This window comes from Clostridium sp. DMHC 10, from assembly GCF_001270375.1.
Taxonomy (GTDB): domain Bacteria; phylum Bacillota; class Clostridia; order Clostridiales; family Clostridiaceae; genus Clostridium_S; species Clostridium_S guangxiense.
Map to the genome: position 1 here is coordinate 827,771 of NZ_LGVB01000015.1, position 13,501 is coordinate 841,271.

10 protein-coding genes and 2 CRISPR repeat arrays (2 of these 12 cut by a window edge) are annotated in these 13,501 nt (G+C 28.1%); all 10 genes read left to right on the forward strand.

Annotation, left to right across the window (positions count from 1 at the left end; translation table 11 throughout):
• A CRISPR array of direct repeats spans positions 1-2,222; the repeat unit is 30 nt; unit sequence GTTGAACCTTAACATAGGATGTATTTAAAT; it begins 1,666 nt to the left of the window's first position.
• Between the two features lie 604 nt (positions 2,223-2,826).
• The 10 genes from AGR56_RS05855 (at position 2,827) to cas2 (ending at position 11,461) form a co-directional block, all read left to right on the forward strand.
• Positions 2,827-3,522 carry a CRISPR-associated endoribonuclease Cas6 gene (locus AGR56_RS05855; protein WP_053241487.1) on the forward strand — a complete coding sequence of 232 codons (696 nt, stop codon included), beginning with the start codon at positions 2,827-2,829 and terminating at the stop codon, positions 3,520-3,522.
• Positions 3,523-3,535: 13 nt separating this feature from the next.
• A complete protein-coding gene (locus AGR56_RS20095) occupies positions 3,536-3,769 on the forward strand; it encodes a hypothetical protein (RefSeq protein WP_053241488.1) in 234 nt (77 codons plus the stop codon).
• Between the two features lie 11 nt (positions 3,770-3,780).
• Positions 3,781-4,293, forward strand: coding sequence for a hypothetical protein (locus AGR56_RS20725; RefSeq protein WP_053241489.1), 513 nt, complete (start codon positions 3,781-3,783; stop codon positions 4,291-4,293).
• A gap of 988 nt (positions 4,294-5,281) precedes the next feature.
• Positions 5,282-6,244: a type I CRISPR-associated protein Cas7 gene (locus AGR56_RS05870; RefSeq protein ID WP_053243287.1), complete on the forward strand. Its 963-nt coding sequence runs from the start codon at positions 5,282-5,284 to the stop codon at positions 6,242-6,244.
• A gap of 3 nt (positions 6,245-6,247) precedes the next feature.
• A complete protein-coding gene (cas5b, locus tag AGR56_RS05875; RefSeq protein ID WP_053241490.1) occupies positions 6,248-6,988 on the forward strand; it encodes a type I-B CRISPR-associated protein Cas5b in 741 nt (246 codons plus the stop codon).
• A gap of 9 nt (positions 6,989-6,997) precedes the next feature.
• Positions 6,998-8,695 carry a CRISPR-associated endonuclease Cas3'' gene (locus AGR56_RS05880; RefSeq protein ID WP_242851337.1) on the forward strand — a complete coding sequence of 566 codons (1,698 nt, stop codon included), beginning with the start codon at positions 6,998-7,000 and terminating at the stop codon, positions 8,693-8,695.
• A gap of 26 nt (positions 8,696-8,721) precedes the next feature.
• Positions 8,722-9,546, forward strand: coding sequence for a helicase-related protein (locus AGR56_RS21465; RefSeq protein WP_242851338.1), 825 nt, complete (start codon positions 8,722-8,724; stop codon positions 9,544-9,546).
• Positions 9,547-9,577: 31 nt separating this feature from the next.
• Positions 9,578-10,072: a CRISPR-associated protein Cas4 gene (gene cas4 / locus AGR56_RS05885; protein WP_053241491.1), complete on the forward strand. Its 495-nt coding sequence runs from the start codon at positions 9,578-9,580 to the stop codon at positions 10,070-10,072.
• Positions 10,073-10,169: 97 nt separating this feature from the next.
• On the forward strand, positions 10,170-11,177 hold the full coding sequence (cas1b, locus tag AGR56_RS05890; RefSeq protein WP_053241492.1) for a type I-B CRISPR-associated endonuclease Cas1b: 1,008 nt from the start codon (positions 10,170-10,172) through the stop codon (positions 11,175-11,177).
• Positions 11,177-11,461, forward strand: a complete 285-nt coding sequence (gene cas2, locus AGR56_RS05895; protein WP_053241493.1) for a CRISPR-associated endonuclease Cas2 — start codon at positions 11,177-11,179, stop codon at positions 11,459-11,461. Before cas1b ends, cas2 begins: the two co-directional genes overlap by 1 nt.
• 210 nt (positions 11,462-11,671) lie before the next feature.
• A CRISPR array of direct repeats spans positions 11,672-13,501; the repeat unit is 30 nt; unit sequence GTTGAACATTAACATATGATGTATTTAAAT (it continues 1,000 nt past the right edge of the window).

Here is a 13,501-nt window from a genome sequence, read left to right on the forward strand (position 1 = left end):
AATTTCTTAAATTTGATACCAGTATATTTATTTTTTGGGGGTTGAACCTTAACATAGGATGTATTTAAATGCGAGACAAGTGCTTATTACTAGAAGTGTTACTGCAAGTTGAACCTTAACATAGGATGTATTTAAATATAGGTGTTAAATCCGTATCTCCTCCATCAATAATGGTTGAACCTTAACATAGGATGTATTTAAATAAGAGAATAAACAGCTAGAAAAGGAAGTAAACCAGGTTGAACCTTAACATAGGATGTATTTAAATGTATTCATGCACATCATATTTATAGCCATTCTAATAGTTGAACCTTAACATAGGATGTATTTAAATAAGTCTTTAAAATAGCTGGGAAGTTGCCATTAGTGTTGAACCTTAACATAGGATGTATTTAAATTAATATAAACGTTGTGGCTAATTATGGGAATGGTTAGTTGAACCTTAACATAGGATGTATTTAAATAACACAGCTAAATGATTTTAAATCTCAAATTCAAAGGTTGAACCTTAACATAGGATGTATTTAAATAGCATATGGTAAAGATAGCGAAGTAACTCAAAATGGTTGAACCTTAACATAGGATGTATTTAAATTTACAAAAGCAAATAAAAGCATTAGCTGGGAAAGCAAGTTGAACCTTAACATAGGATGTATTTAAATGTATCATTGTTGCCATTAACCCAATCTTTTAATCTCGTTGAACCTTAACATAGGATGTATTTAAATTATCTTATTGCCTCCTAATTAAATTTTTTTCATAGTTGAACCTTAACATAGGATGTATTTAAATAATATATCATCAACAAATCTTCTTAAATCCTCACACGTTGAACCTTAACATAGGATGTATTTAAATATATTTTTCAGCTCCATTTGTATCAAAAACAATTGGTTGAACCTTAACATAGGATGTATTTAAATCAAGAAGAAGGATGGATGAAGTCGACAAAAGTATGGTTGAACCTTAACATAGGATGTATTTAAATAGCTAAGATAATGACAGGAAGTTATAACGAAACTCGTTGAACCTTAACATAGGATGTATTTAAATCTTAAAATAATGTCCGCTATTGTGTATGTTTTTCCGGTTGAACCTTAACATAGGATGTATTTAAATGAAGAATTCACCATACAAAGTAGCTGTTGAAGCCTGTTGAACCTTAACATAGGATGTATTTAAATACTGCATTAGGATTTATCTTTCCTGTTATCTTTAAGTTGAACCTTAACATAGGATGTATTTAAATCGATCTTAAAGTTTTAGATGTATATGCCTGTTTAATGTTGAACCTTAACATAGGATGTATTTAAATATTACAACACTTTCAGGGATGATTTTGATGTATGGTTGAACCTTAACATAGGATGTATTTAAATGTAAACTGATTTTTGCTTATACCAGAAACACCTATAGTTGAACCTTAACATAGGATGTATTTAAATTTCTTAATTACTTCCTTTCCTTTACCTTATGTACTGTTGAACCTTAACATAGGATGTATTTAAATATTTATGATTACAACACTATGATCTGGTATGATGTTGAACCTTAACATAGGATGTATTTAAATTAGATATTCTATCATTTGAGTATATGTTTAAACCGTTGAACCTTAACATAGGATGTATTTAAATTGCCCTTAAGCATTAAATACGCATCTGTGAAATAGTTGAACCTTAACATAGGATGTATTTAAATACCGATTTTTTAACATTTTCCGTTACTTCTTTAGGTTGAACCTTAACATAGGATGTATTTAAATTCACTGAGCCTCTCCAGCTCAGCAAATAAATGATTAGTTGAACCTTAACATAGGATGTATTTAAATTTAGAGGATGTGATGAAAGCTCTAAAACATCACACGTTGAACCTTAACATAGGATGTATTTAAATCCCGGAAGATTTGCAAGCTCATGGACTTTTTCTTTTAGTTGAACCTTAACATAGGATGTATTTAAATAATATCTTATAGGACTTACAAAGCAAGAAATAATGTTGAACCTTAACATAGGATGTATTTAAATCCACCATGGTTATAGATTGGAGTTCCACTTGCACGTTGAACCTTAACATAGGATGTATTTAAATTTATCACAATTCCAATCGTATTCTTCCCATTGCCAGTTGAACCTTAACATAGGATGTATTTAAATTGTCCATATTGCTATACTTACTGGAGATAGTAGACTGTTGAACTTTAACATAGAATGTACACATCTAGAGTTTGCGCGAGAGCGCATATGACTTCATGAACAAAATATTCGGCAATTAAAAAAATAATGCTCCAAACAAATAAACTATAATAAAATAGATAAAAGTTTGCGCGAGAACGCATAGGACTTCAAAAACCAAATATTCAGTAATAGAAAAAATAATGAACCAAACAGAATATAAGGATGTATTTAAATTATTTATGCACTTATAGGTTATACAATTTTAAGAGAGTACTTTATTAATTGAGTAAAATTGGTTATAATAAAATAAAAAGCAACTATTTATTGATTAACTTTAACATATGGTGTATTTAAATAAGTTTTTTATCTATTTTTTATTAGAGTTTGAACATCAACATAAAATGTATAAAAGAAGAAATGGTCATAAAAGATGTATGATTGTTTCTTTTTTTATTTATATCAAAGTTTTTTATATATTTTTTAAAAATAGTATTGAAATTCCATTTATGGAGATATACAATATAATTACAAAGTGATTTACAAAACTCTTAAAAGTAATAAACAAATAATGTCCTTCCATAATTTTTTTACTTAATGCAAATATTTTATACAATTAAGATTTTAATATCATAAGGGGAGGTGAACAAAATTGCTAAAAGTATATGAACTTTCGCTAAAAACATATCTTCTTGAAAATATAGAAGAAAAAAATGTCCTTCAATCAATAGCAGAACTAATAGATAAAAGTTTTACTAAAAATTCAGAATTGGCAGAATTTCACGAAACAAATACTTACAAAAAATATGTATTTAACGCATTGTACCCAATCGAAAGAAATAAAGTTTATTTTAAAGGGAGAATATATAGTTTTCAAATAAGAACTGTAGATGAAAAGCTGTGCAGTCATTTTGAAAAGGTGCTTGTTAATGAATATACTGATAAGCTTAAAGTTTTGACAGTACAGAAAAGAGTTGTTCCTAAAAAGAATATAGAAAAACTATATAGTATTACACCATGCATAGAAAAATTTGAAGAAGGCTATTGGAAAAACAATCATTCTGTAGAAGAGTTCGAAAAAAGATTGACAGATAACTTAATAAAAAAATATGCCCAAATCTTAGGTGAAAAAATAGATAAAGATATAGAGCTATTTACACTGATTAGCTTTGATAATAAAAAACCTATAGGAGTTAATTACAAGGGCGTAAAGCTGCTTGGAGATAAAGTAACACTATATGTAGCAGGAAATTCAACAGCTCAGGAAATTGCTTATCTGGCCCTTGGAACAGGAATTTTGGAAATGAATGCCAGGGGATACGGTTATGTAAACTACAAATGGATGTAGGAGGTGAGAAGACATGCTCAAGGATTGCATTGATAAGTTTTATAGTATTTATGATGAAGATAAAGAAAATTATATCTTAGATGATTATTATTTAAGAGAAGGAACTTATCTTTTGGTAAATGATAATGGAGATATAGAGCAAGAATTGAAAGTGAGTAAAAATAACATTGATAGAACTTATGAATATTATGGTTATTTTGTTGAAAGAGACTATTTGTCAAAATTTTCGATACAAATAAATCAATAGAAAATAAGAGATTGATTCACAGCAATAATTATCTGTCTTTTTTTATAAAGAAGGACAGCATAAAGGAAAAGCTTACAGAAGATATTATAGATACATACTATGATATACTTTTAAATCCTATGAAAAAATATGAAAAAGATAAAAACAAGAAGAGTATGTATGAGGAAGTTGAAAAGGAATGTGGCAAGGTAAATGAAGAAAAGCTGCAAAAAAATAAAAAGTTGGATCAAAGAACACATAAAAAAATTTTAATTGGAGACGGAAACAAGGAAAAAAATTATCTTAAAATATTTTTTGAAGCAGATATTGAGGAATATAGAAAAGAAAGCAAAAAATATATAATTCCTAACATATACAACAGTACGCAATATAACATAGATATTAGAGGTATAACTTATGGACTCCCAAATGACAATATGGGACTTAATGCTAAAAAGCCATATCTTGAAAATAAATCACGCAAAAACACACTTCCATATTTAATATCAACTGAAGAAGTAAGTAAGCAGAAAAAAGTTTTTTGATTACTTAATGAATAATGCAAACCAAGGAAAAAACAATGTATATATAAGTGACGATAAAATAAAATGCCTGCCTAAGGGGCAATTCCTAGAAGATAATTTTAATGGATATTTTTTGAGAATACAGAAAGGAAAAGAACTTGAAATTCACGATTTTGACAACATAGTAGGAATGAGATTTAAAATCAAAAATCTAAAAATTCAAATGGTTATCCCAATTGATTATAAAAATGTCAAACCAGCTTTAAAGCATGATAAGATAGAAAATCTTAAAGAACTTGAAGCTAATATAAATGCAGTTTTATTTAATAAATTTTTGTCTAACAATTATTTTACAAAGCCAAAGGATATAAGACTAAATGATTTTAGAGTTAAGGAAAATTTGCTAATATATAGAGAAGCTTTTTTTGCATGGTTTTATAAAGGAAATTCAAGTGTAATAAGAGAAAGCTTCGGAAAATTGACAATGAGTTTGATAAAGAACTCAATTAGAAATAATAATTTAATCAGGGCAAAAGAACAGTATAACCTTGGATATGGTGTACTAGAATATTTTGAAGGAGTGAAGAATATGGCAGATATCTTAAAAGGTTTGGCAGACAAGCTTAGAAGGAAAATCAATAGCGAAAATCCTAATGAAATTAGTCTTGAAAGCGATGATGAGTATTATTTTGCTGCGGGACAAGTTGTTAGTTACTTAATATCCTTAAATAAATCAAGTAAAAAAAATCTTTCTTTTATAAATCCTATCTTGAATTGTAAAAGCAATGAAAGGTTTAAACAAGAAATAATTTATCTACTGAGAAAATATAGTTATGCCATTTGGGATGTAAATAAGAGGTTTAAAAATTTACAGTCAATGATTTGCGGATATATACCAGAAGGAAAATTGAATGAAAATTTATTTGTTGCAGGTTATCTTTACATCAATTTAATATATGAGAAAAATAAAGTTGAAAATCAAAATAATGAAACTGAGGGAGGAAAAATCATGAATAAAAGAGTTTACGGAGTTATAGGAATAAAATCTGTTATGGCAAATTGGAATGCCGATTTTAGTGGGCATCCAAAGTCTATATTTAATGGGGAAATTTTTGGAAGTGATAAAGCACTAAAATATCCAATGAAAAAAATGTGGGATGAAAAAGGGGAAAAGGTGCTGTATATTAAATCCTTAAAAATTGAAGAGGATAAAAAGGAAGGCGTAAAGGTTAGACCAAAATCTCTTAAAGAAAGATATGAAGAGATATTTGAGGTGAAGGATTTAAAGAAAGAAAAGGATAGTAAAAAAGTTATTACAAATTTATTTAGTGCAGTAGATGTGAAAAATTTTGGAGCAACCTTTGCAGAGGAAGGAAATAATATAGCTATAACAGGGGCAGTGCAGATAGGTCAGGGCTTTAATAAATATGAAGATACAAGCGTTGAGGAGCAGCAAATATTATCACCATTTAGGGATGCCAGCAAGGAAAAAAATAATACTGGCGGAGAAGATGATAAAGAGGCTGCTAATTCAACTACCTTGGGAACTAAAATTGTAAGCAGCGAAGCACATTATTTTTATCCTTTTGTAATTAATCCACTTGCCTATAAAGATTATGTAAAAATGGAAGTGACAGAAGGATATACAGAAGAAGACTATAGTAAATTTAAAGAAGCTGCAATAATATCAGCAACAGCCTTTAACACAAATTCTAAGCTTGGTTGTGAAAATGAACTTGCAATTTTCATTGAGACAAAAGAAGATTTATATTTGCCAGACTTAACTCAATATATACATTTTGAAAAAGGAGAAGATAAAAATATTATAACTCTAGGTTTTGACAGCATATTAAGCAAGGTTTCAGATAGAATTTTAAATATTGAAGTATACTATAATCCACTAACTACTGAATTTGCAAATACGCTAGAAAAGGCAAAGCATTTTAATATTTTTACAAGGGAAGTGCTCTAAAACATGAAGGCTTTAAAATTTACACTGAAAGGACAAACGGCTTTTTTTAAGAAACCAGACGTGAATACATATTTGTATTTTACATATGGAAATATTCACAAAATAGCAGTTTTAGGTATACTCGGTGCTGCCTTAGGCTTTAGTGGTTATAATCAGCAGGATAAAAAAACTGTTTATCCAGAGTTTTATGAGAAGCTTAAGGATATAAAAATAGCTATAGTGCCTTTAAATGAAAGAGCTTATATTCCTAAGAGAGTGCAGAGCTTCAATAATTCCGTTGGATATGCCTCAAAGGAAGCAGGAGGAAATTTAATAGTTACAGAGCAATGGCTTGAAAAACCGCGTTGGGAAATATACGTGGAGCTTAATCCAAATATATATGGTGAGGAAATAGCAGGAAGTTTTAAGAAAAGCAGCTTCGTGTTTCTGCCATACCTTGGGAAAAATGATCATTTTGCTGATATAGAAGAGGTAGAAGAAGTAGAACTTCATGAAGAAAAAGAAGTTAATAAGCTTCATAGCTTGTTTTTTAAAAAGCACTTTGAAATATTGAAGAATGATAGCTTAGATTTATTTGAAGAAGAAGAGATTGTTTGGAAATACGAAGAAAGATTACCTGTACTTCTAGAGGAAAGCACAAATCAATATATAACAGAGAGAATGGTATTTACTAATGCCAGACTTGAATTAAAAGAGAAGTGCAAGGTTTATTCATCTGGCGATAAAAATCTATTTTTATTTTAGGAGGCAGCCATGTATTTTGAGGATGTAAAAAAATTTGATATAGAGAAAAATGTTTCGGATTTAGACGAGTTTTATGCGCATTTAAAGAAAGATGGAAGAGAAAAGCTCAAAAATCACATAGATTTAGTCTATAGTTATTTTTTAAAGCTCTGCGCAGAAAAAAATTTAGATGATGTGTTTTTGCGGCTCGAAGGAAGTTTTTTTAAACCTTCAGATAAAGTGGCAATAGGGCTTTGGAAGGAACTAATAGTCAATGCAATATATATCCATGATATTGGTAAGGTTAATGAACAATTTCAGCTTTTTAAAATGAAAAATGAGAAATTTAAGGATATAGATACTCTTACTGTGCATTCTAAACATTCAATGCTTTCTGCATGCATATATTTTGATTATTATTTAGAAAGGGTTAAGGGCATAGAAAAAAGTAGTTCAAGTACAATCATTTTGTTTTTAACCTTAAATTCATACATTATATCAAAGCATCATGGAACATTAGAAAACCTTGCACAGTTTAGAGAAAAGTTTTTTGATGCGTTTAGTGATTATAAAGAAAAATCAGCTTTGTATAGAAGCTATAGAGGGAAAATTAAAGAAAAATCTGATGGCTTTTTTGAAAAAGTATATAAAAATATAGAAAAAGCAATGTTAGATATTGAAAAGAATGAAAAGTGGAAATCCATTGAAGTATATATTTATTCAAAGCTTCTTTTTTCTCTTCTTACAGCTTCTGATTTTTATGCAACCTCAAATTACAGTACTGGCAAAAAAATAGATTATATGGGTACCATTAAAGATATAAATAAGTACTACTCTATTTATAAAAATAGCGAAATATATGAAAAAATACAACTTCATAAAGAATTTTTAAAGGGAAATGGAGAAAGTCCTTTTAAGAAAAATGATATAAATAGACTTAGGACGGAAATGTTTTTGGAGGCGGAGGAAAATTTAGAAAAAACAATTAATGAGAGTATATTTTATTTAGAAGCACCTACAGGGGCTGGAAAAACTAATACCTCAATAAATTTAGCTTTTAAATTGCTTGAAAAGTGTAAAAATTTAAATAAGATTTTTTATATATTTCCATTTAATACTTTAGTAGAGCAGACTAAAAATTCTTTGGATGATATATTTCAAAACAATAAGGAAATAAAAAGAGAAATAGCGGTTATAAATTCTATAACACCAATAATGACAGAGGATGAAGAAGAGGACGATAAGGAAATATATAATAAAGAGTTAAAGAGAAAGGTAGATTATGATAAATCACTTTTAGATAGACAATTTTTTCATTATCCTATTGTATTAACCACGCACGTAAATTTATTTACTCATTTATTTGGAAACAGTAGAGAAGCAGTGTTCCTAATAGCACATCTTGCAAACAGTGTAGTTATTCTAGATGAGATACAAAGTTATAGAAACAATCTTTGGAAGGAAATAATTATATTCTTAAAAAAATATGCTGAGGTACTTAATATTAAAATAATAATAATGTCTGCAACCCTTCCAAGGCTTGATAAATTAACTGATTCAGATAAGAGCTTTGTGCAGTTGATTAAAAATAGAAGTAACTATTTTGAAAATCCACTTTTTAAGAATAGGGTTAAATTAGATTTTTCATTGCTAAACGAAGAAGCTCCAATAGAAAAAATAAAGGAAAAAGTTATAGCTATATCAAAAATTCTAATAAGAACATATTAATTGAATTTATAAGTAAGAATACTTCTATGGATTTCTTTAAAGCTTTGATTGAAATCAATAAAAGTGAAAAGCTAAAAAGAAAGCTGCTGCTTATAACAGGTGATGATAATAAGGCAGAAAGAAATAAAATAATAAAACAGGTTAAAACGGAAAAAAATATAATTCTTGTGGCAACACAGGTTATAGAGGCTGGTGTGGATATTGATATGGACATCGGTTTTAAGGATATGTCTATATTGGATGCAGAGGAGCAGTTTCTTGGAAGAATAAATCGTTCCTGTAAAAAACCAGAAGGCGGTATGGTATATTTTTTTAATCTGGATAAAGCCACTTATGTTTATAAGGGAGATTATAGAAAGGAAAAAGACATTACGCTTCTAAATAAAGAAATAAGAGATATGCTAGTAAACAAAGATTTTTCTAAATTTTATGATTTAGTTATGGAAAGAATAGAAAAAGGCTTAAGCAAAGAAAATGATAGAAATATTGATGAATTTAGAGAAGATATGATTTTAAAATTAGATTTCCAGGGTATAGAAAAAAGGATGCAGCTTATAGAAGATGAGGATAAGGAGTATCAAATTTTTTTAAGCAGAAATATAGAGCTTGAAAATAGTGAAATCTTAAATGGGTATGAAGTTTGGGAGGAATACGTTGAACTGCTAAAGGATAACAAACTTGGGTACGCCGAAAAGAAGGTTAAGCTTTCTATAGTAAATGAAAAGATGAATTATTTCATATATAAGGTAAAACATTTATCTATTTCATACAATGATTTTGCTGGAAATATATATTATATAAAAATGGAGAAGATTATTTTACAGAAGGTAAGTTTGATAGAGATAAATTAAACAAAAGTGAGACAATTGGATGTGATATGTTATGAAAATAAATGGAACGCTAATAAACTATTATTTCCACTGCAAACGGCAATTTTGGCTTCATGGAAATAGAATCAATCTTGAAGATAACAGTGATGATGTCCGTATTGGTAAAATTCTTCATGAGCTTAAAAGCGAGGGTAAAAAGAATACTGAAATTTCAATAGATAATGTGAAAATAGATAAAATAACTGATGAATATCTTGTTGAAATAAAAAAATCTGATGCTGACATAGAAGCTGTGAAGTGGCAAGTACTCCTATATTTAAAGATATTGAAGGACAAAGGCATTGAGAGAAAAGGCAAAATTGAATTTGAAGAAAAAAACAAGCAAAATAAAAAAATAATATATATTGAGCTTACGGGAGAACTGGAAAAAGAATTGGAAAAATTAAAGATAGATATGGAAGAACTTATGGAAAGTGATATGCCTCCTAAAACCTACGAAGTTAAGAAGTGCAAAAAGTGTGCGTATTATGAATACTGTTATGTATAAGGTGTTAGGATGAAATTTAAGTCATTTAATTTTCAAAGGCTGTGGATTCGGTGTGAATAATTGGCAATCTATAAAATAAGCTGATGAGGAAGTGGAAATGGTGAGCAGTGGAACAAAATATATTATGAGTATGGGAGATATTAAAAGAAAAGATAATTCCATATTATTTAAAAATGAAAAGGGTAATTCTTATTTGCCTATAGAATCGGTAAAAGAAATATACTGTATGAATGAAGTGAATGTTAACAGCAGATTCCTCGATTTGGCAGCTAAAGCAGGTATTACAATTCATTTTTTTAATTATTACGGATATTACAGCGGAACTTTTTACCCTAAAGAGAATCTTGTAAGCGGTAACTTAACTATAAAGCAAGCTGAGGCATTTTTAAATAAAAGGAATGTAATAGCAAAGGCTTTTGTGCAGGGGATTGCAGATAACATATATGAGGTTTTATATCATTACTACAGACATGGCAAAAGTGAACTTAAGGAGACTTTAGATTGGATAAAAAAGGCTGTCCCTCTGTATTTGCAAAATGATAAGATAAATATAAAACAGATACTTAGAGTGGAAGGTGAAGTTTGGCAAAGATTTTATAGTGACTTTAAATATTTCCTTCCAGAGGAGTTTGTATTTAATAAAAGGGTAAAGAGACCGCCAGATAATCCTATGAATGCTCTTATTTCTTTTGGAAATTCTATTTTGTATTCTAAAACTGTGGCTCAAATTTACAATACCCATTTAAATCAAACTATAAGTTTTCTACACGAGCCATCCGAGGGCAGATTTTCGTTAAGTTTGGATTTATCGGAAGTATTTAAGCCAGCAATAGTATATAAAACTATATTTGAACTGGTCAATACTAAAAAGCTTCAGGTTACAAAGCATTTTGATAGAAAATATAATTATTGTTTATTAAATACTGCTGGAAAAAAGATATTTGTACAAGCTATAGAAGAAAGATTTGATGAGGTTTTTCAGCATAATAAATTGAAGAGAAAGATATCCTACAAAACTGCAATAAAATTGGATGGATACAAGCTTATAAAATTTATACTTGAAGGTAAGGAATTTAAGCCCTTTAGCTTGAAGGAGATGGTTTAATGCGGAAAAACTTTAATTTTAATTATGCTTTTGTTTTTTACGATGTAAATGAAAAGCGAGTAAATAAGGTTTTTAAGGTATGTAAGAAGTATTTTTACCATCACCAAAATTCTGTGTTTAGGGGTACAATAACCCCAGCCAATCTAATAAAGTTGAAGAATGAAATCGATAAAATAATTGAAGGTACAGACTTTGTAACGATAATAAAGCTCATAAATGGTGATTGCTTTGATGAGGAAACCTTAGGGATAAATGAAAAAAATACAGAGGATTTAATACTTTAAGTTACAATTTTAGTGACTATAAATAAATGAATTTTTCCAACCATTAAAATGAATAAAGGTGGTTCAATCTATTGCAAATCAATACCTTGAAGCACTTTTTATATACTTTTTTGAAAAAATGAAAATCGGTTGGAAAAATTTCCGCGAAATCCTTTATTAATGCGGGTTAAAAGAGTATAATAAAAAATAAATAATGGCTATTTTACAGTGGTTGAACATTAACATATGATGTATTTAAATAATAAATAATACTAATTTAATTACTAGAGTTGAAAGTTGAACATTAACATATGATGTATTTAAATTTTTTGCTTCATGTAAATCTAAGTCTTCCATAATGTTGAACATTAACATATGATGTATTTAAATTTTATTTATTGATACTGAAATAGAAATGTAACCTGTTGAACATTAACATATGATGTATTTAAATTATAAAGGACTATGTACCTTAGAACGTTGGAAAGCGTTGAACATTAACATATGATGTATTTAAATTGATTTAATGTCTCTTATACTTTATAAAACTTACCGTTGAACATTAACATATGATGTATTTAAATATAGACCACTTAACTCAGTAAGACTTGCACTTAAAGTTGAACATTAACATATGATGTATTTAAATCTTTAATGACTATGACCAGCGAGATTACGATTTTGGTTGAACATTAACATATGATGTATTTAAATAAATCATTCTGTTTTATTGCCTTTACTCCGTTCAAGTTGAACATTAACATATGATGTATTTAAATTCATCAGCCCACATTAATCCGCCACATTTGCTTGCAAGTTGAACATTAACATATGATGTATTTAAATGATTATTGAACCCCTTTTTTCCAAAAGCATATTTATGTTGAACATTAACATATGATGTATTTAAATCTTTTTAATCTCTTGTAATATAATCTGTCTTATTTGTTGAACATTAACATATGATGTATTTAAATTTTACTATCATCTTAAATGTTCCTATTCTACACATAGTTGAACATTAACATATGATGTATTTAAATTCAACACAGATAGCCTCATATTCCCCATTTGGAACGTTGAACATTAACATATGATGTATTTAAATTATTTAAATTCTACTATAATTGTTTCTGATATCTTCGTTGAACATTAACATATGATGTATTTAAATACAAACTCCATTGAGCCAAAAATCTTCATGAATAGTTGAACATTAACATATGATGTATTTAAATTTATTGTATTTATTTGTAATTATAGTATCATCACGTTGAACATTAACATATGATGTATTTAAATTTACATGAAGCCTATTGAAATAGTAGACGATAAACGTTGAACATTAACATATGATGTATTTAAATATTTTTAAATTTACATCCCCAGTTTCATTTTAAGTTGAACATTAACATATGATGTATTTAAATGAATTAAAACATTTTTGAACACCTTCTATAATAAAAGTTGAACATTAACATATGATGTATTTAAATATATAATATTAATATTATTTATTAAACATTTCAACTGTTGAACATTAACATATGATGTATTTAAATATTAAAAAGACTCTGTAAAACGGAATATAACGTTTGTTGAACATTAACATATGATGTATTTAAATTATGAATCAATTTACGCTGGGAATGGCCAAACGGAAGTTGAACATTAACATATGATGTATTTAAATGTTGCAAGCAATACAGCAGCACAGCAATAATAAAAGTTGAACATTAACATATGATGTATTTAAATAGCAATAAGAACAGCAGTATTTGCAAAAGACGTAAGTTGAACATTAACATATGATGTATTTAAATTATCAAATATAATTCCATTCTTTAAATCTATCTTTGTTGAACATTAACATATGATGTATTTAAATGTGCCAAAGTTTCTTTAGAAACAGAGGTTTTGCCGTTGAACATTAACATATGATGTATTTAAATAGTTCATAATGAGTATAAGTTACTCGATTCATATTAGTTGAACATTAACATATGATGTATTTAAATAATTCCTCCAATATATTTTTTATTTCTTCAACTTGTTGAACAT